The organism is Amphibacillus sp. MSJ-3 (assembly GCF_018919165.1).
Classification (GTDB): domain Bacteria; phylum Bacillota; class Bacilli; order Bacillales; family Amphibacillaceae; genus Amphibacillus.
This window is the reverse complement of record NZ_JAHLQM010000012.1, coordinates 22,384-44,495: the sequence shown is the minus strand read 5'-3', so window position 1 is coordinate 44,495 and position 22,112 is coordinate 22,384. Positions and strand designations below refer to the sequence as shown.

The following is a 22,112-nucleotide window of genomic DNA, read 5'->3' as shown; positions in this document are numbered from 1 at the left end:
CAAGGCATAACCATATGTTCAGTTTTTTCATCATATTCTTCTGAGGGCATGGTGACCTTTGCTTAAGTAGCTCAGTTCGGAAAAACAAATCACTTTACAGATGATTTTTTTAACTTCTCTGGATCAGATCTCCCAAAATTCACTTCTCCCAGCTTAGATTTGGCGATCTCCATTGACAATATCTATAAAAAAAACATTACTAAAGTTACATTCATGCCACTTTTACCAAATCATTCATGATTTTAAAATATAATGAATGGCCTATTTTATTTATGTCATATATGGTCTACAATTCATATTAGTGCTTTAAATTTAACTTTAATGGTGTTATATGGCTAATTTATTCAAATTTAATCTACTTAACAAGCAATTATTAGACCTATATTTTATTTTCTTAAAAGGACATATAAATCTTTTCTTTATATAGTCAAAACAAGCATTAATATTTGAATCAAAACTAGCTTATTCACCATTAATCAATAAATATTATAAATGGGGGCTATAAGTTGATTAGAAAAATAGGATTTTTTATTCTAGGAGTAATATTAGTACTTGGACTTGCAGCTTGTAATAATGGATCAGAAGTTAATAACTCTTCAGAACTAGAAGGAAGTATCGAGACAGAAGACATCGAAAAAGCACTAGAAAAGACCATTGTAAATTTGTCAAATTACAATGAAATTGAAAAAGTCGAAATTAGTGAAGGAGACCTATTCGTCGGCGATACTGTTGACTTTGATGGTTTAGAAATCACCTTAAATGAAGTAAGAATTGAGCAAGGTGGCGAATATGATACAAAAATTAATGATCAGTTCGTCGTTGCAAATCTAACAATCACAAATACAACAGATGAAGATAAAGAAATCTCCTCAAAATTAAGTATTGAACTAAAGGATGAGGACGGTTACCTATATTCCCCAACTTATTTATCAGAAGGGATTAGAGGTAATCTTCAGGGATCTTTAATTCCTGGGGAAACATTACGTGGTGAAGTCCCATTTGATGTGCCTAATTCAGAAAAGTATGAGCTACAGTTTTCTCATTTTTCAAAATTAGGGAAAGCAATCTGGACAATCCCTTCAAGTGAACTAAACTTAAAAACACTTGACTAAGTTTAATGATTTTACACTTGCTCACTGCGAGTAGATAATAGCAAAAAGATATGATCCTGAGGATATTTTTCAGAGTCATATCTTTTTTTAATTACCACTAAAGAGGAATTTACCTCCAACTTAGGGATGATCACCCTATCCATCAAATGGATGAAAGAAAATCCATCACCAGCCTGTTTTTTCTTTCCAGTGATTTCGTTATGATTTATTTATCAACGAAACAAAGGGTGAGAAGAGTGGAATTAATGCTAAGGAAGCTTAAACAATTCAACCAAATTATGAGGTTTCGCGCGAGTCGACGAGTGAATAATACTTTTATCATCGAACAAAGATTAGCCCATTACTATCATAACCGTCAGACGCAAAGAATTAGGCAACTCTTTTAAAAACCACATGTGCTAATGATCACGATCAGGTAACACCTAGGGAAAGGTAAGATTGTTAAAATCAAAGCGTTGCTGAAAATAGTGCGGAGAAATTTAGCACTATAAATTTCTCCCTATCTGTATTCATAATCATTTCTTAACCAATCTGTGCGTCCTAAAATCCGTTTGTATCTCAATAGCCATGAGTTGATTCAGGACTTGTTTTTCAATTGCTACTAGTCATGAGGTAATGATACAAGCCATGTTCAACTGGTTGATCTAATAACATATTCATATGAACAACGGGGATCTTCTTCCCATTTTTATCGATCATCTGGTCTTCACTAATTGTTTTTTCATCCGGCAGCATTTCCCCTAAATAATAGAAGTCGTTCCCTTCATCATCATCTTTTTTTATAAAAAAGTGAATAGCCATACCGTTCTCTTCAGCCCGGATTATTTTTTTGACCTCTTCAGAAGCTAGTGTCCGTTTACTTCTTGTATACCATTTAAAGACTTCCTGATTAATAAATTCATCTCCATAGTCTACACTTGATTCTACTTCGTCACCTTTATGGTAAGTCACAAATATGGGACAGGTTTGATGTTTTGCTTTGTAACCATACATTGTTGAACTCTCGTCATTATCCCAATTTAATAGTTTACAAGCATCTTTTCGTGTATATTTTTCATACCTTGTAAATGGCGTGTTCGGTTGATACTTTTTATTCCTAGCAAGGCCCGTGATCATCACATCTCTGAACAGCTTTTCGAAATAGGGATTAATCATTAATCTCTCCTGAACCTGAGTTGAAAAACGATAGCTCCCGTTCTGTGATTGTTCAACAATTGCATTGCCGCCATATTTCTCTTGATCTTTTTTTGTGAAGAAAGATAGATCTAGAATACGTTGAACGGATTGAAGGATCCGTTTATCTACCTGACAGCGCTCTGATTTCAACAGATATATATACTCCTCTTGTGAGACCTGATCTCTATCTAATAATTGTTTTAACAAAAGTAACTCATGTTTTCTTTTACCGTTCAATAATTCAATCGACAACATAGTTAGCACTGATTCTTCAAAAGCGTTTAGAACAGGAATCTCTTCTTTCATTTTTAATAACCATTTATAATAGTTACCGTGTTTTCCAGCAATTACGATAGGATCAATAGAGTGGTTTTTTATAAAATCAATCAAGTAGGGAATACGGCCAAGTCGATTCTTCAATTGGAGATAGGCATCTCTTAATATTTTTTGGGACGTAAGATTATTCGTATTAATGGATTGATAGATTTGTTTTCTAGCAATTTCCTCAAAGTTTATACTAGAGACACCTTTTATATAACTCGTTTCCTTAGTATATCTACGGATCTTATCTTTATTCTGCGATTTATCACCAGATAAGGCCATCGGGATCATATAATTATTCTTATAATTACCTATAAAATCAATAATTGTAACAAATTCTTTCGATTCATGCTTACGTAATCCTCGCCCTAATTGTTGAATGAATATAATACTGGATTGTGTTTGTCTAAGCATAACGACCTGATTCACACTAGGAATGTGTATGCGTAAAATAGTTCTCGGGGGTAATTATACAAAATCCTAGCCAAAAAAGAAGAGGCGCTCTATCATAAATGTATGCTTCACGGGCAAATACACATAGAAAGAGGCCTCTTCATGAATACTATTATATCAAAATTATACACATTAATACACCAAACTGACAATTTAATTGACTTTGAGGAAAGTGTGCGCATCTTTATGTATGAGGTGTTTGCGTCGATGTTAGGGGATGTCTTCACTAATATGAACACTGTCATTGTGAAGGAAAAACAAGCGGAGGGTTGGACCGTGGAAAGAAATGATGAAAGAGAAGTCCAATTTACTTTTGGTGTGGTTAGATATACACACACGTTGATGTATGATTTAGAAGGAAATGCCCACTATCCATTTGATGAATGGGCAGGTTTTAAGAAATATCAACGTAGAAGCCCATTTGTAGAAGTAAAAGTTGCGGAAATGGCTGCGGAAAGTACGTATCGAGAAACAGCTCATATACTGAAAGAATGGACAGCTGTAGACATTAGTCATACAACGGTTGGGTCGATTGTGAAGAAAGTCGGAGAAGCACAAGCCAAGGCGGATGAAGGGATGGTCATTGAGCTAGAGGAGTCCGCTGAATTGCCAGAGGGGAAGGAAGTAGGTTTTCTCTATGCCGAAGCTGATGGCGTATTTGTACGGGGAACAGAAAAAAAGAAGAGTCATGAGGTAAGTCATGCGATCCTATATGAAGGCTGGGATAAGAATGGAAAACGTGTTTCTTTGCGTAACCCGACAGCGATTATGACAATCCAACCGACTGCGAATTTTTGGAAAGAAGTTCAAGCACTAACAGCCCATCATTATTCTTTGGAAAAGACTCAAGTGGTTACCAACAGTGACGCTGGTGCCGGATACACAGCTGAAAAGTTCCAGGAAGCCTTCTCACAATCGGAACATCCAGTAATCAATCAACTCGACTCTTATCATGTGTTTCAGGAACTAAATCGAGCACTCGGAGCTGCGAAAAGTGAATATAAGGACGAAATACGAAAAGCATTAAAAGAACATGATCTAGACCACTTTAACTTATGGCTCGATACCTATGAAAGCACGCTTGAAGATGCCAAGAAGCTGAAGAAAGTCAGAGAGTTCCGTTCGTATATCCTAAACAATTGGGATCGTATCATAGACTGGAGAGAGTACGTCGATAACCCGCCAAAGGATGCGAGAAGCTTGGGAGCAATGGAATCGAATCAGCGTCATATTACTTACCGAATGAAGAAACGAGGAATGCATTGGAGTGCAGATGGTGCCGAAGCAATGGTCAAAGTGAAGCAAGGCAAGCTAAACGGGACCTTGAGAAAGGCTTACCTAAAAGATCTGCATAGAAGCACAAGAAAGCAACGAGAGCTCAAAAAAGTAGTTCGAATGTCCACTTACCTTCGTCAACCGTCACGCCCGTCTATTGGGACAAAACAAGGCGACATTGCGGTGTATGCACCTCATTCATCCGCCATAGGAAATCTAGCTAAGAACTTTAAATAATCACCCTGTCATTTTAGGTTAGGTTCTTGGTTTTCAGAACGTAACCTAAAATGACAGGCCACCAAGCGATGGTCATCGCGCGGTAGCCAGAAAAGTGTACAAAAGTAGAGTGCCAGAAATAGTGGTGTGAGTAGGGTACCGAGAAAAGCTTGACACAAACATTTAAAAGACTGCAAATTTCATATCGTTGCGGTGCCAACACCGATTAACCAGGATAAAACACCGGATCTCGCCCCTGTTACGTCCGCGAGCAGAACGGTCGGTGAGCAATTAACAAAAGGAGCAATCGTCATTTATGAATCTACTGTTTATCCTGGCACGACCGAGGAAATCTGCATTCCGATTTTAGAAGAAGCGTCCGGCTTTAAACTCAACGACGATTTCAAAGTCGGCTACTCCCCAGAGCGTATCAACCCAGGCGATAAAGTAAACACTTTGACGAAAATTACGAAAGTCGTCTCTGGTTCTGATGAGGAGGCATTACAGGAGATCGCCGCTGTATATGGTTCCATTATTGAAGCAGGTATTCATGAAGCAGAATCGATTAAGGTTGCGGAAGCGGCGAAAGTAATCGAAAACTCACAACGCGATATTAATATTGCTTTCATGAACGAATTATCGATGGTGTTTAACCGAATGGATATTGATACAAAAGCAGTACTCGAAGCTGCTGGTACGAAATGGAACTTTTTAAACTTCACTCCAGGGCTCGTCGGTGGCCACTGTATCGGTGTCGATCCATATTATTTCACGTACAAAGCGGAACAGCTCGGCTATCATTCGCAAATCATTCTTGCGGGCAGAAAGATCAACGATGATATGGGGGGTTATGTCGCCGGAGAAATCGTCAAAAAGATGATCAAAGCAAGACAAAATGTTGACGGCGCAAAAGTGGCTATTTTAGGCCTTACATTTAAAGAAAATGTCGGTGATGTCCGCAATACGAAAATTATCGATATTATTGATGAACTAAAAGAATATGGTGTCGACGTGCTCGTCCACGACCCAATTGCTGAAGCGGAAAATGTGTACCGTGAATTTGGAATCGAACTTGTCAGAGAAGAAGATTTACGCGATCTCGACTGCATCGTCATCGCTGTTCCGCATAACGTATTCCTGGAAAAATACGACCTTGATACATTTAATGAATGGTATAAAGATGAAAACAAAAAAGTACTCATCGACATTAAAAGCAAATACGACCGCAAAGCAAGCGAAGAAAAAGGATACCATTATTGGAGTTTATAATTAAAACAATCTCTGCCTCGCTGGCAGAGATTGTTTTTACCTAACTTGGTACACCCTCGAACTGCTTCAAATGTCTTTTGCTCAATATGGAAAATACGGCGGTAAGGGCGACACAAAAAAATATATAGACGATTAAATGAGCATTACTTGATGATGCATAGGTCATCCCAATAACCGGCAGTGCCCATGGGTAAAAATAAGGTAACATCGAATTTGTTGCGTTAGAGAATATGAAAAACACTGGAATACTACATAGTAGGTTGATAGTAAAAACCGTTCGATTGGATGGAATCCGTAAGAACAAATAAAATAAAAAGCTCCCTAAACTAATTGCCCCTAAGCTACCTAATATAAACACCCCGATAAAGAGAAGGATAGGTAGGTCATGCTGAAATTGGAACACATTACCGGAAGCGATGATGGCTCCAATCATGAACACTTGCGTAGCTACAACTAATAAACACATCCACACCCATTTTCCAACATAAAGATCTCCTCTTTTAATCGGAGCTAAGAAAAGATGCCCCCAGTCATTCGCCTGTTTTTCGAAATTCACTAATGTTCCAGTAATCAATGACACGATATTTGGTAAAAAAATCGTCCCATAAAAAAGCAAAACCATCATTAATAACATTAACCACGTATTTTCTTCCTCATATTGATAGATCCCCATCACAACCTGTGTTTGTATATATACTCCGTATCCAACGGGTAGTCCGACAAGGGATATTAAAAACAGCCATAATTTTGATTTCCTAATTTTCAACCATTCTGAAAATACAATCTTTTTATATTGCATTAATTCAAGCCCCCCAAAGAAAAAGTTTGGCGATGATATACAAAGACACTTCCAATCCCATATCCAATCGTTAGGATGACGACGTGCACCAGGAGAAAGAAATCGTTTTCCGTTAATACGAACAAAGTCGGATTCATACTGCTCCATGGTAAAAAGTAAAATGGCAACGCCTGATGAATTAAAAGCACGCCTAAACCAATACAGATGGATACATAAGCATTGTCAAAAATCATTGCAAAGAGTGTTTGTACGATGATGTACGGTAAAGAAAACAAAAATGGCAAGTATAAAGATGGTAAAAAGAAGTCCCATAAATAGCCATCCCCATATAGGAGTCCTAAGCTACTAACAGCTAACCAAGTAAGCAACCCGAAAAGTTGAACGAGAATAAAAACATAGATGACTTTTGCTAGAAAAAACTTCCACTTTTGAAATGGTGTGATCAACAATCTGCCCCACATAAGCGATTGATGTTCGATATCGACTATGAAAGAGGAAAACATGACGATCACGATTAAGACTAGATAACTATTGGTCAGCAGTAAAAATTCCTGAAGAATATGCAAGGATTGCGTAAAGGGGCGCCCATTTTGGAGATTATACTCGTTCATAACAAACATAAATAGAAAGATAAGAATAGGCCCTAGGAGAAGAGGAAACAGAATCAGCCATTTTTTCTGTTTGACCCACTCTACTTTTAAAATCGTGATCATACCGGTACCTTCTTAGATTGTATGATATTTAAATAAGCTGCTTCCAACGTCTCCTGCTCCCCTAAAAGCAAGTTTTCTTTTCGTCCTTGGAAAAGTAATTCTCCATTCCAAATGATTCCTATGTGGCTCGCAATTTGCTCAATTTCATGAATGAGATGGCTAGAGAGAAAAATCGTGACCCCCTCTTTTTGGCACATGTCTTTGAGCAAATACAGTATTTCCAGTTTGCCTTCCGGATCCAAACCGTTCGTCGGTTCATCTAATAACAACAGCTTTGGTCGATGCAAGATGGCGCTTGCAATGCCTAAGCGTTGTTTCATTCCGAGGGAGTAGAATTTCACTTTCTTCCGCTCTTCTCTTTCCAACCCAACATGTTCGAGCGCCCATTTTATTTGATCGGGATCCGTTATCCCATGCAATGCTCCGATCACTTTCAAATTTTCATATCCGGTCAGATGCTCATAATAAGCCGGTTTTCCTATCATTGCTCCAACTTGCTCTAAGATAGATACTCTTTCCTTTGGCATGCTTTGCTTAAAAATTTGTATTTCGCCACTGCTTGGCTTGATTAACCCTAATATTAAACGCATGAATGTCGTTTTTCCTGCCCCATTCGGACCTAACAAACCATAAATAACTCCTTCGGGAACATGTAAATCGACATCGTTGATGACTTTGGATAGTTTAAAGTGTTTCGTTAATCCTTTTGTACGGATCGCCATGAAATCACCCTTTCTTCCTATTCCTCTTTTTTATATTGAAATACTTCCGTTATTTCGCAATTTAAAGCTTGTGCTATTTCAAATGCCAGGGTTAAAGAAGGCGTATATCGCACTTTTTCAATCGATATAATCGTTTGCCTGGAAACTCCGACACGCTTCGCCAAATCTTGTTGTGTCAACTTTTCCCTCGCTCTTAACTCTGGCATTCTATTTATCAACGTGCCATTACTCTTTTTTTTCATTTCTACGATTTCTCCACTTCATCATTTTTAATTCCATTGTTTTCGCTGAAAATATACCATACCGATGACTGTAAAGATGATAAAGCTACAAATTAACGTAACATAAAATAGGGAACTGCTTTCCAAGAACCCAGCTTCACCGCCTAACGATGCGGAAAATGCTTGTGTCATTGCTAACACAGGATGGGCCCACGGATATAATGGACCGAAAACTTGGGAATTGGCTATAATCATCGCTGGAAAAGTCAGTAATACATTGACGACACTAGGACCCGCGAAACTAGTGAACATCGTTGCCAGCCAATATTGCAATGCCGCTAAAGGAAGGCAGGCTAACCAGCCCATAAAAGCACTGTACAATAGACTTTCCAATGGGAAGGGGGAATAAAACCCTTTCAGTGTCCCAACGACTAATACCGACAAAATAAACAAACATTGCGTAAAGGCTAAAAGGATCATGATGATGATAAACTTTACGCCGTACAATTGCAGCTTTTTCACAGGTAATGCAAGCAATTGCTTCCAACCACCGTGTCCATGTTCAAAACTGCATAAAAGTGCTGCAAACAAACCGGTTAATAACGGCAAAAATAGCGCACTGTGAGCGATGATCATCTGTGTACTTAATATGAGCCATTCATCGGCTTCTGTTAAAGGAAAAATAGGTAAAAACCCGATAATCGCCGATAAGATGGGACTTGCGAAAATAAGCAACCAAACTTTCGAGCCATTCAATTTCATCCATTCCGCTTGAAACAGCCGAAGAAACACGTTAATCCATCTCCCTTCTAGTCAGTAAGGCAGTGGAAATGATCCATCCAAGCACACCGAAGGCTAATCCATACAAAGCATAATCGATTCCATTCACAAATCCTTCTACTAATAACGGCCATTTCCACGGCAACCAATTTGGTAGATCATGTGCATACATCATAAAGACCGCACTAGCTATTCCAACTGTAAGCGCTACTCCCTGGTTGACATATTTTACAGAAAACCAAAATTGGATAAAAATAAAGGGGAGCGCTGCTAATAATGTGTAAAAAACCATCGACCATATGTCACCATGCGGAATATCGGAACCAAATCCGAGATACCACCCAAGACCATACGTACCCCCAACTAAAATCATACTGGATAGAAGAGTGAGTAAACAAATAACGATAAGTTTAGAATAATATAAATAGTTGGTTCTTACTGGCAAGGAAATTAATTTACGCCACATCATCGTCTGATGTTCTAAACTTGCGATCAGCGAAACGAGCAGGGTTATTTCCAAAATGAGCAATGGAGGCCAGAAAGAGTGCACATTCACCACTAAAAAATGCCATTGATCCGGTTCTCGAGAAATTAAATAGTCATATCGAACGGTGTAATTAACTACTTGAAGCATAACCGCTACCACAGGTACCAGAATAACAAGGAACCATATTCTTTTCTTCATCTTTTGAAATTCGGTTTTTAATAAGGTTAGCATCATAACGTCTGACCGCTCCTGGTTAAATCTAAAAATATTTTTTCCAACGATACTTTTTCTTCCACGATGCGGTACACCCGGATATTTTGTTCAATCAACTTCTCTACTAGACTCCAAATTTTATCATCGTTACAGTAATCAATAAAAATCCCTTTTGTATTCCGGGATACATTCTCTTTTTCCTCTCGTAATACTTGCTCTGTTTTATCTAGGTCGCTCGTATATAGAAAAATTTTATGATTTGCTTTCTTCTTCAATTGATCCAGCGAATCTTGGAAAATCATCTTCCCTCTCGTAATAATACCAACATGCGTCGCCAGCTCCTCTATCTCAGAAAGCAAATGAGAAGAGATCATCACCGTAATACCATGACTTTCTGGCAGTTGCTTTATCAATTTTCTGATTTCAATAATTCCAGCTGGATCGAGTCCATTCGTTGGTTCATCCAAAATAAGCAGACGCGGATTCCCAAGTAAGGCGGCTGCAATTCCTAAACGTTGTTTCATCCCAAGAGAATACTCTTTCACCTTTTTATCTGCTACTTTTGTTAAGCGAACCATGCTCAACACTTGCTCAATCCTCGATTTCGGAACGTTTAATATTTTCCTCAATATTTCCAGATTTTGCTCCCCGGTCAAATGCGGATAATAGGATGGAGATTCGACTAATGATCCCACCTCTCGCAAAATAGATAGTCGATCTTCTTTTAACGATTTACCAAGGATTTGGATTTCTCCCTTTGTTGATTCAATCAGTCCGAGCAACATTCGAATCGTTGTTGTCTTTCCAGCTCCATTCGGACCTAAAAATCCATATATTTCTCCTTCTTTTATTTTTAAATCCAAACTTTCTACAACATTATTTCTTCTGTATGCTTTCGTCAAATCTTTCGTCTCTACTATGAACTTCTCCTTAGACATATCGCAGCCTGCCTTTCATTAATATTTTTTCGATAAAATAAGGAGATAAATATTACCGATTAAGAAACTAATCGCAAACATGATGACGATCAAGTTTTGATATGTTTTTCCTGATACACTACTTCCTATTCCGAAGAAGATGCTTCCAAGAATAAGAATCGCTAGGATGGTAAACATCAGCTTATATGTTCTGGAAAAAATGGCATCCGCCCGTTCATCTGTTCCGAGTATTTTAGATGAAATTAAGAAAGCAACTAAACAGATCACGACAACCAATCCACCAATTGCATTCCCATACTCAGCAAATACTTCCATTTCACTCCACCTACTTTCTAATTTGTTATCTTTATTGTACAGTTAACTTTACTAAAAGTAAAGTTTTTTTTACTTTTTTGGGTGAAGTTTCTTTATATTCAAAAAAAGGAACTGCTAATAAAAGCAGTTATGAAATCATTTCACTATAATAATTGTTATAGAACTTGGACTTTTTCATTAATTCGTGATGCGTACCCGTCTCCACAATTTTTCCATTCTCAATGACAACGATCAGATCACTATTCATAATAGTCGTTAGTCGATGCGCAATTACGATCCGCGTACAATTAATACTGGATAAATACTCATCAATTTTCCCTTCATTTAAATGATCTAACGAGCTTGTTGCTTCATCAAGAAGCAAAACAGCAGGATTTCCTAACAATGCTTTCGCAAGGGCAATTCTTTGCCTTTGCCCGCCGGATAAGTTCATTCCCATTTCGGAAACCATTGTGTTGTACTGCATCGGCATATCCATAATTTCGTCGTGAATTTGTGCAACTTTCGCTACTTGGACAACTTGTTCCGGGGAAGCATTTTGGTTGTGCAAAGTAATATTTTCATAGATACTTCGATTAAATAACGTTACGTCTTGCGGAACGGTACCAATTTGCTGTCGTAAATGTTGCAAATCCAAGTCGTGAACCGATTTCCCATCGTAATACACATTCCCGGTTTTAGGCTTAAAGAGACCAATGATAATGTTTCCTAAAGTAGATTTACCTGATCCGGATTTTCCAACGATGGCCACTTTCTGTCCTTTTTTCACATCGAGAGAAACACCATCAATTACGTTTGGACTATATTTTGTATAGGAAAATGCTACATTCTCCAAGCGTATATTGCCTTCGAGCTTCATCTTTGGCTTTGTCTCGTTCTCTTCTTCCGGTGCATCCAGCACATCTTCAATGCGCTTCAAATAACCAGAAGTTAAAATAAAGGAGTTAATCGTATCCACAACACTTCTGCTTAATATAAAGAACTGATTGGATATAGCGTGAAAACCAACTAAAACCCCGAGCGTAATATTACCTGCAGATACTTGATAGGCCCCGACCCATAAAATGATTAGCGGTGCACTAATTTGCAACGTGCTACTAGCCGTATTAATATAATTTAAAATCGTTTCTTTGTTTCGATAGGCAGAAAGTAAGGATTTGAATTGATCTAACCATTGGTGGTAGGTTGTTTTTTCCACACCAGACGTTTTGACGCCAAAGATCCCATATAACATTTCTGTTTGCGCTCCTTGCACTTCTGCATGCGCTAAAATTTCTTTTTGATTTATTTCGGATAAATACTTTCTACTCATACCTATGATGAAGATATTCGTTAAGGAAATGACAGAAACAATGAGTCCCATAAGCGGCGACTGGATCACCATATATAATAAAATGACTGCTAAAATGGCTATATCCAATATTCCTCGAACCAATTGATTCGCCAATTGATCCCTGACTACTTTCATGCTCCCGGCTCGAAACAATAAATCACCAAATGAGCGTAAAAGGAAGAACTGGTACGGTAATTTTAAAATATGTTTAAAGAAATTCGTTTGCATATCATAATCCAGTTCATTATAAAGGGTAATCAATATTCGCCCGCGTAAATAGGTAAAAAGCGTATGAAATACAACGAGTCCGACAATTCCTAATAGGAAAATATCCAACATACTGCTGTTTTCCGGTACAATAACCACATCGATGACATATTGAATTAAGATAGGCATTAAAACCGTAAACAATTGCAGTAGAAACGTGAGAAACAAAATGGTAAAAAAAATCTTAGACCTGGAAGTGACTAAATGTGAAAAAGATCTCCAAACACTTTTTCCTTTACGTATTTTAAAGTTTTCATTCGGAGTAAGCGTAAGTAAATACCCGGAGAAACTTTTACTAAATTCCTCTTTCGTCATTTTTTGGCGGCCTGAACCCGGGTCAACAATTATAAAATGTTTCGGAGTCACTTTCTCTAAAATGACAAAATGGTTTTCATTCCAATATAAAATGGCAGGTAACTTCATCTGGTGTAAAGATTCCGCATTCGCTCTGTATGATTTCGTGTCGAACCCTAATTGTTCGGCCATTTGTTTAAGATGGAGCAAAGTCGTTCCATCTCTACCATTTCCCATCCGCTCGCGCAGTTCATATAGAGATATGTGACTCTTGTAATAGGCAACGATCATCGCCATGCAGCAAAGCCCGCACTCGGTTTGCTGCATTTGTTCGATAAAGGGCACCCGTCTTCTCGTCGCGAAATGCTTATCTATGTTTTTCATATCCTTTCCTCTCCTGGCAATTCCAAGGCTAATACGGATGGAATATTGGTATTCCACAACCTCAATAAAGCATAACCAATTCCTGCTCTGCCTAACATAAATCCGTCCATTTCAATTCCAGGACCTAGTCCAAACTCCCATCCAGCTTGCTTTTGTTGTTGAAGCACTTCCTCTCCCATTTCCAGTGCCGTTTCATATAGTTGGTCATTTTGCAGTACCTTGGCCGCATGCAATAAAATATCTATATTTCCTAAAGATCCATGGCATAAGCTATGACTGTCCGTCATGCCATGCTCGGTTGTCGTTTGTAATGCTACCCGTAAATTTTTCTCAATCGTACCCTCCTCTAGTCCCACTGCATGTAATCTTGAAAGCACGATTCCAGGCGCACCGTGACACCAGAAGTAATTTCCATTTTCCGCTTTGTTTGTGCGCAAATCCTTCCAATTATTCGTGTTCGGTTGGAAATGACTGTTCTCGTAATGGATCAATTTTTCCGCCTGCTCGAGATACGGATCTTTATTTAAGGCCGTTCCTAAACGAGCAAACGCCCAAGCGATTCCAGCAGCACCATGAGAAAGCCCAGTTAATAATGTGGCTCCATGTAAAGGTATATGTTGCATGTTACGGTAGAGTGCCTCACCAGCATATTCGGCAATCTGTAAAAATTCCCCCCGTTTCGTGCTTTCAAATATGTGCAGACAAGCAACAATAAACCCAGCTAATCCACCTACAAAATCGAGCGTTTCTTCTTGATCCACCAAGTCATACAAACCATCAACACGCTGACTTGCTCGGTCGATGAGAGAAGAATCCTTCCAAAGCAATCCTAGATGCACGAGACCATATAGGTATGACCCTTCTCCGCTAAACGCTGAAATTGATTGATTAGATGGTTTTTCACCAGCTTTTTGCATCACCGTTGCCATCGTCATCCGGCTTCGTTCTTCATATTTTTCTATATTGGTTTCTTTTGCCAAATGAGCGAAAAACAAAGCATAACCTAATAAACCGTCATACAAGTCAATGCTTTTCACTCCTACGCTTACCCCGTTGTCTTCATTTAAATGTAATCCGATCCAATTGACTTCGTTGCCATCTGTTTCTACAATCGCTCTGTCAGAAAGTATTTCTCCGAGACGAATCGCTTCGTCCATCCATGAGAGGGATAATTTCTCTGATGGCTCCTGCTTCACTCCGTCCGCACGCCATACATCTTTTCTCATAGAAGCAAGTGACCAGCGTAAATATTGGGATTGTTTTTTGTAATCATGGATATTTAAGCTTTGAATACGACGTCTGACTGTTTCTAATCCTGTTTCATCAAAGAAATGCTCGATACAATTGCCATCACTATCATAAATTGAAGTGCTGTCAAATATAAAATAAAAGTACGGAACATCATGGCGAAGCAAGTCCTTCGTTTCCAACCTGACTAGCTGTTCAAATTGATCGGTCATACTAGTAATTTGCCATAAGTAATCAAAAAGCTGGACACGGCTTAACCCATTGAATAAATAATCAGGATGTAAACTATTTTGTAGGAATTCTGCATAGACATGGGTCGGGCGAAAAACTTGCCGAATCGGTGCGTGTTTAAAAGTAGATAATGGTCCATCTTCTTGAAGGAATGCTTGCTTATGGTAAAGAAATAACATGTACATATCGCGGAATCCTGCTTGGATGTCACCTTCATATTTTTCCGTGTCATACACTTTTCCGTTGTACGATGGTCTATTTTGATAAGTACCTAATGTGGCATATTCCTTTGATAGACGCATTTCATCGGTTCCTTCATTTACTACTTTTCTTGACTTCACTTTTTTCGACTGCTGATTCCCTCCGGCTCCAATCGCACTTAAATCAAAATCAATAAAAGAGTTCTCAAAGACTGGTGTAGGAAGCATGAGAGAGGCATAAACCGAATTATTCAATTCTGCCGTTAATTGGTTTTGTTCTTTTACATGATTACTCATTTCTAAATTTTTGCTAAACAATGTTTCTAAGTCTACCGGTATAGGGTACTCTCCACTTGCTATAATATTTTCCGCATGAAAGTCCGAAGACCCTAATACATAAAAAAGGGCCGTATACGCACCTTGCCGATAATAGAAATGGCTTACTTCCTCTTCTTTGTTACATTCTTTATAAGGGATAAATTCTTGCCAGCCATATGTACCTTGATTGATCACTTTTGCTACGGCTAACGGGTGACGAACTTTTCCTGTTTGATTGATCCAGGATATGACTGACTGAAAGCATTCATCTACAGCCAGGGACCGTGGTTTATAGACTACCGAATTCCCATCCTCAAATAATAAAATGGATACCGCTCTTCCATTTTGATGGGTATCTCCGATTCCGATTTTTAATTGTTTCAACGGATGAACACGGCCATTTATCAATGTTTTGATACTCTCTCTATCATCTGTAAACCGTGAGATAATCTCTGTTGTCATTTGGATACTATTTAACGTACCCTCTACCAAAAGCCGGGCAAGAACAGGATAATTAGAGAAAAACTCCATTCGTAGAGATTCTTTTTCCATGAATTGGCGCATAAAATACTGAAAACGTTCCGAACTTGTTTCCCCCTCTAGCATCCCGATCTTTCTAGCAATATTTACTTCCAATATAACGGATTTTAAAATAAATTTATGTAATTTGAGATACAATGCTTCCGCAATGGAGGCAATAACTGACTGCTTTCTGATGATGTCTTCAGGTATAGGATCCATATGTTTTTGGAGTGTCTTTTTCGCATAATAAATAAAAGGATCAATAATCGCCTGAAAAGATGTAACATCTATTTCACCTGGTTCATAGATGCTTAACATATGTTCCAGTTTGACTAACCACGGTAATTCTTTTTTAAGAGAAGGAGCATCCTTCTCACTTACTAAAGATTCTAGTTTTTCTTTCGTCATATGATCTTGTTTAAGACGATCAGCAAAAAATGCAGATGAAACAATGTCTTCCCATTTTTCAATTTCTTCTTTTACTGCTGATTGATCGACTGAAGTCCTGTCAACGGATCTTTCATGTAAGTACGCGGCACGGTTGAACATTTCGCGCAATGCAGAATCCATACTTTATATTTCCTCCATTATCATGTATAATTAGCAAACATATAGGGTATACTATAAATAGGTATCTTGTTGAATGTGAAAAGAGCATGACAGGAACGAGCTTCCACACTTCTCCCTGTCATGACTTTTTCCATTCAGCATTAGCAATCACTTGTGCAAGCAGTTGTCGGGCATAATGCAGCTGTAACAAAACCACATACCCATGATGAAGGTGTGATTGGAATTCTTGCCCCAGCAAGAGCTTTCAATTCTTCTTCATCTACAGTGCCTACCGGATTTTCAAAATCAAGATTTTCTCTTTCATTTGGATTACGGTACTTTGCAGCTAATTCACGGTTACTCATTGATTTCACCCCCTTTCAAGGAATATATGTTAATTTTCTAGATTTAAAATATTTGGTACGCGTTCCCGATCAAACTGTTTTAATAGACCGAAACCAAATCCAGCTAAACCGGTTAATAATCCTTTTGATTCTGTTCCTCTTGAAACCCCATAATTCCACATCTTTTCTTTCATTAATTCTAAAATTTGTTTCTGTACGCTTGTAATAGAAGGATTCAAATCCACATTTTGTAACAGCTTGTCTGCATAAAGCAATATTTCCAGCTGTCCAAAATCCCCATGGCAATAAGACCGATTATTCCCAAAGCCAAGACGTAGCGTTGTATCTAAAGCTACTTCGATTTCTTGGTCAATCTGATCGTCTTGGTAACCATTTTCTTTCAATCTTAATCTGGATAGGAGTATTCCTGGTGCGCCATGACACCAAGCAATCGACGCCTCTTCTCTCTGAGGAGTCATCCAATTCCGCTCCGCTTCCCTATAAAATGTTCTTTCATATTCCAGTGCTTGCGCTATGTACGTTAAGATCGAGTCTTCGCCAGTTATGTTATAAAGTGCTGACAACGCGGCCGATATCCCAGCATTCCCATGTGAATACCCTGTTAAAGGAGTCTGTTGCTGAATCGACTTCCAGCCGATCCCACCAGCGTTCAACTTTACAGTGTTGGCCATCAAATGCTTTCCTGAGAGAAGCGCACCTTCTAATGCTAGTGGATGTGCTGTCTGTTTATAAATATGAAGAAAAATATCTAAAGCACCTGCTGCCCCACCGATATAGTCAAATATGTTATCTTCCTTGATCATCGCTTGGTATCCGGGCAGTGCCTCCATCACTACTTCCAAAAGTTCTTCATCCTGCCACAATGTAGCAAGTTGAAAAGTCGTGAATATATTGCCCCCGACCCCACTATAAGCACCTAAACTCCAATCCGAATGGTCCTTAAAATTCTTCATGTCATGCAAGATCGGGACCAGACCCTGTTGTGCAACCAATTTAAACTTCTCTTCTCCTGACAATTCAGCCAGATAGGCGAGGAATAATACGATCCCGCTATTACCGTTATAAAAATCCAAACCAACAGGTGATATTTGCCATGCAACTTCATTGGTACCTTCTAACACTGTACTAATCCAAGTTGCATCTTTTTTACCTTTATTCTCACCCTCGATTTTTGTTTTAATTAAGTAATTCCCGATATCTATAGCCTGTTGTAAAAATTGCATTTTTTCCACTTTATTGTCTGTAGGTAGAAACGGATCCATTGCTTCTACATCAGCATAATGATTGGCATTGGATGCAAGCATGACCATATGCAGAACTTGTAACTGTTCATATAAATCTTGGTCGCCTAATCGTTCTACTTTCTTTATGACAGTCTCTAACGCCGTATTTTGAAAGAAATCGCTTATTTTTTCCCCACCAGAACTCCACAGATCTTTCTCACCAGGTTTGGATGTAAATAGCGGTACATCACCTAAATGTAAATCATTCTTTTCATACGCGATTAATCTTTCAATCTTCGGTAGAGCCAAACTTCTTATCCATAGTCTATGTAAGAAAACATCGCGATCCAAAGCATCTCTTAATAGATCTGGATGGTACATACTGCGAAGAAATTCTCCGTAAATATTCGTCGGTCTCACAATCGTCCGAACCTTCACATCCTTAAACTTTTGCAACTGCTGGATAAGCTCTTTTTTATGCGACGCTAAAAATTGATACACTTGGATAAACCCGCTCTCAATCTCTTTGAAGTATTCGTGCAGATTGACAAATTCTCCCTTATAGGTCGGTAAATTAAGCCCGCTTTCCAAATAGGCTGCCCCCATTTTTATCGTCACTTGATCGGTTCCAACATGGTCCATTTGCGCAATTTCAAAAGGCAGCTGCTGATTTCCTTGACCACCTAATCCGCTTAAATCTATACCAGCATTTTCTTCGCGCTGATAAAGCTTATTCGGCAACATTCCGGATGCCATGATGGATTCAGACAACAACTTTTCAGCTTGACCGAGCGCTTCCTCCCCATATGTACCATCAAATATATCTTGGTGGAATAATGACTCCAAATCAATGAGAATCGGGTATTCTCCCATAGCAATAATATTCCCATAATGAAAATCAGTAGCATTTAAAACATATAATAATGCTAAGTGCGCACCCATTCGTTGATAGAACCGCCCAATCTCTGCCATCGTTTGGCACGTTTTATAAGGGACATACTCCATCCATCCGTGATCGCCAACTGGGATAACTTTTAGCGGATATAAATATGGGGCAGATTCATTCGTTGTATTGACCCATTGTAAAAGTTCTTGATATTGGTGATCCACTTCTACGGAACGTGGCTTGTAAACAATAGAGGAACCATTTTCGAATTCTACAATTGTCACACTTTTTCCCCGTTGATGGGTATCTCCCATCCCCAAATGAAACTTCTTTACTTTCCCCGCATGTTTCATTTCCGGAAAATGTTCTAATATGAATTCCCAGTCGTTGTTAAAGTGATCGAAAATCTCTTGAACAAACAGACACCATTGGTTTATTCTCTCGATCATCGCACGAATTAAAACCGGATATTCTTCCCCTAATTCAGCTAAAAATGACTGTTTTTTCAATATGACTTCTTCAAAGTAGGCATATCTTTCTTCTGGCGACTCTCCCTTTAATTGACCTGTTTCTCTTAATATATTTAGTTCTAAAACCAATGTTTTCTCACACATTGTAAACAGCTCTAAGGAAAGTTCTTTCACCAACTCGGTAACGATTGCTTCTTTGTCGATGAGATGAGAAGGAACGTCCGTCAGTAAAACGTGCAACTTGTATTTGGCTAATTTAATAAAATGCTGAATAAAATGTTTAAAATGAATTTGTTCGAACGGATCATATGGCATTTCTTCCCATTGACCTTGTAACAGGATATTCCAATCTTCCAACCATTCAAAGCCCTTCGTATGATGTAAAACTTCATCTTCCTGCAAATAAGGTAAGTCTTTCACATCTACCTGCGAAACAGTGCGAATACTCTTTTCTAAATAGGCTTGGTTATTATGAAAAAATTGACTCCAGTATAAAACTCTTTGGGGGTACAGTTTTGTATCTTTGATGAAATATTTATTTTGGTGGGACTGTCTTTCAGAAATGATTAATGCTTGATGGATACTTATTGTTCTTCACCTCCAATATTTTTTTGGGGGTGGGATCGATATGTATCATCATCGACCCCACAGTGAGTATTAGTTACAGCTTCTTTGGCATTCGACTGTTAATGTGCACCAGCCACCTTTATTTCCTAAACGGCAGCTAATGTTGTACCATTTGCAAGCTCCAGCGATCATTTCCATCTCACTGTCCGATAATTCGTCAATTACATTACCTACTGGGCTCTCAACTTGATGCTCCATACGGCTAAGCGGGTTTTTCCAAGTTTCGACCATGTTCATTTTTTATCACCTTTCACTGAAAATTTAGTGGAAGCTCGTGTTAATTCCACCATAAACACTTTTTTAGTGAATTTCAATAATTCTAAGAAATAAAATCATTCTGTGCTTATTTTACTGTTTTTATCAGATTTTCTTGTCGAATGATTTATTCTTGCTCATTTATAGGTACTTTTTCGTGAAAGCTGTAAAATCTATTGATAATAGGTAAAATTTCAGTATTATTTATGTAAACAACTTGACCTGTAATAATTTTCTAACCTAATATGTATGTAAAACCTGAAATATTTCTCATTTTTATAATAAAGAAATATTTCACTCAATAGGATCAAGAGGAGGGTTGTAGCGATTCATGTATATTCTCTTGCAGAGACATTTTTCGATCCAGGTGAATAGCAGAGTTCCTTCCATTCGCACGATCTATGAATCCGAGGATGGTTAAGAAGCTACGTTAATCGCCTGTATAACAAGAATAAGTTAAATTATCGAAGGGAGAATTGGGACGATGAAAGTATATACTACAAATCGTGATCGTCATGTCCGAAGTTCTAACCAATATATACATATTGGTAAAAGAATACGGAAGCTGAGAGAACAAAAAAATATGACTCGCAAACAATTAGCAAAGGGAATTCTGTCTGATTCCTACTTACGAAATATAGAAAATGGTCTGGCCACGGGCAGCTCGCAAATACTTAGCTGTATTGCCGACAAATTAGAAGTCCCTTCCTTTTATTTAACTGAAAATACGAAAAATATTTTTTTAGATGATCAACTAGATCAGATAAAGAAATTATTGATGGACGGCAATCTCCAACAAGCAGAACAATATCTCATGTCCATTGAAAAAAAGTATTTATGTATTCCAAATATGGAACAGGAACTTCACTATTTCATTCTAAAAGCAATCATGCTAAGTCGAAACATGAAGGAGCATCAGGCTGTCGACTTATTTACGACAGAAATTGTACCCATTTGTACAAAGGAATATGTACTTACTCTCGACCAGGACATGTATTATTTATACAACTTGCTAAATATCAAATTTCTAATAAAACAAGGATTTCTAAAATCCGCAATTTTATTGACACAACAAATGATTGAATCGGAATATGAAAAAATTCAAAAGGCTGAGTTATCCTTTTATTTGGCTCAATGTTATAGAAAAAGTCAACAATATGCCAACGCGCTTGATGAGGCAAAAAAGTCCTTGCGCTTATTTCAACAATTAGCTAGCTATAAACAGCAATATCATTGCTTCAATTTAATAGGTGCACTCTACTTGGAAAGTGGGAAATTCGACAGTAGTAAAAATTACCTCTTAACAGCAAGAGATATGGCTGTAACAGATAAAAATGCACTTTTTCTTAGTTATAACGCAGTCAATATGGCATTGGTTTTATCCATCCATAAGGGCTTGGATACATCCGTTCAAATGTTAAAGGAAGCCATTAACACGAGGGAAGCCTTGGAAACAAATGACTGTTCTAATATTTATATTTTGATGATTGATCTGTTAATAAAAGAAGGAAAAGAGCATGATACGATAGATTATTACTTCCATAAGCTGAAATCCTCTCCATGTGATGAAAAAGCTTATTTTTTTACTCAACTTTTACAAGCAAAGTTTGATTTCATCAAGGGGCATGACAAGGAGTTCGAACAGCAAGTAGAATTTTTACTAGCGGATCATTCCATTAAAAAATACTATCCCGATATTCGTTTCTTTTTGTATGAGTTTGGTCAATTTTTGAAGCAGAAAAAGAGATATAAAGATGCATGTTTTTACTTAGAGCAATCATTTAAACTTTTATCAAATCATAAATACAGTTTTGGCCAGCCTGAAGCACCCTTTTCACCGATGGGATAGAGCTGGTGTTATTATTTTATTGCTATCATTCCAATTCTATTATATCCATTAATAATCCATGAATGGGATCCCATTCATGGA

17 protein-coding genes and 1 pseudogene are annotated in these 22,112 nt (G+C 38.0%); 4 read left to right on the top strand and 14 right to left on the bottom strand.

The window, feature by feature from the left end; all coding sequences use genetic code 11:
• The first annotated feature begins 506 nt into the window (after window positions 1-506).
• A complete protein-coding gene (locus KQI76_RS05220) occupies window positions 507-1,112 on the top strand; it encodes a DUF4352 domain-containing protein (RefSeq protein WP_216399261.1) in 606 nt (201 codons plus the stop codon).
• Between the two features lie 591 nt (window positions 1,113-1,703).
• Here KQI76_RS05220 and KQI76_RS05215 read toward each other — a convergent pair.
• On the bottom strand, window positions 1,704-3,023 hold the full coding sequence (locus KQI76_RS05215; RefSeq protein ID WP_216399260.1) for a DUF3427 domain-containing protein: 1,320 nt from the start codon (window positions 3,021-3,023) through the stop codon (window positions 1,704-1,706).
• A gap of 141 nt (window positions 3,024-3,164) precedes the next feature.
• On the opposite strand from KQI76_RS05215, the gene KQI76_RS05210 reads away from it, so the two are divergent.
• Both KQI76_RS05210 and KQI76_RS05205 read left to right on the top strand, forming a co-directional pair.
• Complete coding sequence (locus KQI76_RS05210) at window positions 3,165-4,574, top strand: ISLre2 family transposase (protein ID WP_216399259.1); 1,410 nt, start codon at window positions 3,165-3,167, stop codon at window positions 4,572-4,574.
• A gap of 162 nt (window positions 4,575-4,736) precedes the next feature.
• Window positions 4,737-5,822, top strand: a pseudogene (locus KQI76_RS05205) (nucleotide sugar dehydrogenase); the annotation flags it as partial.
• A gap of 40 nt (window positions 5,823-5,862) precedes the next feature.
• On the opposite strand, the gene KQI76_RS05200 reads toward KQI76_RS05205, so the two are convergent.
• The 13 genes from KQI76_RS05200 to KQI76_RS12030 all read right to left on the bottom strand — a co-directional run bounded on the left by KQI76_RS05200 (window position 5,863) and on the right by KQI76_RS12030 (window position 20,158).
• The gene (locus KQI76_RS05200; protein ID WP_216399258.1) at window positions 5,863-6,621 is read right to left on the bottom strand and encodes an ABC transporter permease; all 759 of its coding nucleotides are present in this window, start codon (window positions 6,619-6,621) and stop codon (window positions 5,863-5,865) included.
• A complete protein-coding gene (locus tag KQI76_RS05195; protein WP_216399257.1) occupies window positions 6,621-7,334 on the bottom strand; it encodes an ABC transporter permease in 714 nt (237 codons plus the stop codon). The genes KQI76_RS05200 and KQI76_RS05195 overlap by 1 nt, the downstream gene beginning before the upstream one ends.
• A complete protein-coding gene (locus KQI76_RS05190) occupies window positions 7,331-8,056 on the bottom strand; it encodes an ABC transporter ATP-binding protein (protein WP_216399256.1) in 726 nt (241 codons plus the stop codon). The genes KQI76_RS05195 and KQI76_RS05190 overlap by 4 nt, the downstream gene beginning before the upstream one ends.
• 17 nt (window positions 8,057-8,073) lie before the next feature.
• Window positions 8,074-8,298, bottom strand: coding sequence for a helix-turn-helix transcriptional regulator (locus KQI76_RS05185; RefSeq protein WP_216399255.1), 225 nt, complete (start codon window positions 8,296-8,298; stop codon window positions 8,074-8,076).
• 27 nt (window positions 8,299-8,325) lie between these two features.
• The gene (locus KQI76_RS05180; protein ID WP_216399254.1) at window positions 8,326-9,069 is read right to left on the bottom strand and encodes an ABC transporter permease; all 744 of its coding nucleotides are present in this window, start codon (window positions 9,067-9,069) and stop codon (window positions 8,326-8,328) included.
• A 1-nt stretch (window position 9,070) separates the two neighbouring features.
• On the bottom strand, window positions 9,071-9,775 hold the full coding sequence (locus KQI76_RS05175) for an ABC transporter permease (protein WP_256442917.1): 705 nt from the start codon (window positions 9,773-9,775) through the stop codon (window positions 9,071-9,073).
• On the bottom strand, window positions 9,775-10,695 hold the full coding sequence (locus tag KQI76_RS05170) for an ABC transporter ATP-binding protein (RefSeq protein WP_216399252.1): 921 nt from the start codon (window positions 10,693-10,695) through the stop codon (window positions 9,775-9,777). The genes KQI76_RS05175 and KQI76_RS05170 overlap by 1 nt, the downstream gene beginning before the upstream one ends.
• A gap of 18 nt (window positions 10,696-10,713) precedes the next feature.
• Window positions 10,714-11,010, bottom strand: a complete 297-nt coding sequence (locus tag KQI76_RS05165; protein WP_216399251.1) for a hypothetical protein — start codon at window positions 11,008-11,010, stop codon at window positions 10,714-10,716.
• 127 nt (window positions 11,011-11,137) lie between these two features.
• Entirely contained in the window at window positions 11,138-13,288 is a 2,151-nt protein-coding gene (locus tag KQI76_RS05160) for a peptidase domain-containing ABC transporter (RefSeq protein ID WP_216399250.1), read from the bottom strand.
• Window positions 13,285-16,377, bottom strand: a complete 3,093-nt coding sequence (locus KQI76_RS05155; protein ID WP_216399249.1) for a type 2 lanthipeptide synthetase LanM family protein — start codon at window positions 16,375-16,377, stop codon at window positions 13,285-13,287. Before KQI76_RS05155 ends, KQI76_RS05160 begins: the two co-directional genes overlap by 4 nt.
• A 140-nt stretch (window positions 16,378-16,517) precedes the next feature.
• Window positions 16,518-16,721, bottom strand: coding sequence for a class II lanthipeptide, LchA2/BrtA2 family (locus KQI76_RS05150; protein ID WP_216399248.1), 204 nt, complete (start codon window positions 16,719-16,721; stop codon window positions 16,518-16,520).
• Window positions 16,722-16,750: 29 nt separating this feature from the next.
• Window positions 16,751-19,720: a type 2 lanthipeptide synthetase LanM family protein gene (locus tag KQI76_RS05145; protein ID WP_216399247.1), complete on the bottom strand. Its 2,970-nt coding sequence runs from the start codon at window positions 19,718-19,720 to the stop codon at window positions 16,751-16,753.
• Between the two features lie 237 nt (window positions 19,721-19,957).
• A complete protein-coding gene (locus KQI76_RS12030) occupies window positions 19,958-20,158 on the bottom strand; it encodes a plantaricin C family lantibiotic (protein ID WP_371817655.1) in 201 nt (66 codons plus the stop codon).
• Between the two features lie 508 nt (window positions 20,159-20,666).
• Between KQI76_RS12030 and KQI76_RS05135 the strand changes: the two genes are divergently transcribed.
• Window positions 20,667-22,031, top strand: coding sequence for a helix-turn-helix transcriptional regulator (locus KQI76_RS05135; RefSeq protein ID WP_216399245.1), 1,365 nt, complete (start codon window positions 20,667-20,669; stop codon window positions 22,029-22,031).
• Window positions 22,032-22,112 lie beyond the last annotated feature (81 nt).

Coding starts and splice junctions, on each gene's coding strand:
- KQI76_RS05150 (WP_216399248.1), bottom strand. CDS start 16,721: ATGAGTAACCGTGAATTAGCTGCAAAGTACCGTAATCCAAATGAAAGA.
- KQI76_RS05210 (WP_216399259.1), top strand. CDS start 3,165: ATGAATACTATTATATCAAAATTATACACATTAATACACCAAACTGAC.
- KQI76_RS05185 (WP_216399255.1), bottom strand. CDS start 8,298: ATGAAAAAAAAGAGTAATGGCACGTTGATAAATAGAATGCCAGAGTTA.
- KQI76_RS05200 (WP_216399258.1), bottom strand. CDS start 6,621: ATGCAATATAAAAAGATTGTATTTTCAGAATGGTTGAAAATTAGGAAA.
- KQI76_RS05135 (WP_216399245.1), top strand. CDS start 20,667: ATGAAAGTATATACTACAAATCGTGATCGTCATGTCCGAAGTTCTAAC.
- KQI76_RS05215 (WP_216399260.1), bottom strand. CDS start 3,023: ATGCTTAGACAAACACAATCCAGTATTATATTCATTCAACAATTAGGG.
- KQI76_RS05195 (WP_216399257.1), bottom strand. CDS start 7,334: ATGATCACGATTTTAAAAGTAGAGTGGGTCAAACAGAAAAAATGGCTG.
- KQI76_RS05165 (WP_216399251.1), bottom strand. CDS start 11,010: ATGGAAGTATTTGCTGAGTATGGGAATGCAATTGGTGGATTGGTTGTC.
- KQI76_RS05175 (WP_256442917.1), bottom strand. CDS start 9,775: ATGCTAACCTTATTAAAAACCGAATTTCAAAAGATGAAGAAAAGAATA.
- KQI76_RS05170 (WP_216399252.1), bottom strand. CDS start 10,695: ATGTCTAAGGAGAAGTTCATAGTAGAGACGAAAGATTTGACGAAAGCA.
- KQI76_RS12030 (WP_371817655.1), bottom strand. CDS start 20,158: ATGGTCGAAACTTGGAAAAACCCGCTTAGCCGTATGGAGCATCAAGTT.
- KQI76_RS05155 (WP_216399249.1), bottom strand. CDS start 16,377: ATGGATTCTGCATTGCGCGAAATGTTCAACCGTGCCGCGTACTTACAT.
- KQI76_RS05190 (WP_216399256.1), bottom strand. CDS start 8,056: ATGGCGATCCGTACAAAAGGATTAACGAAACACTTTAAACTATCCAAA.
- KQI76_RS05160 (WP_216399250.1), bottom strand. CDS start 13,288: ATGAAAAACATAGATAAGCATTTCGCGACGAGAAGACGGGTGCCCTTT.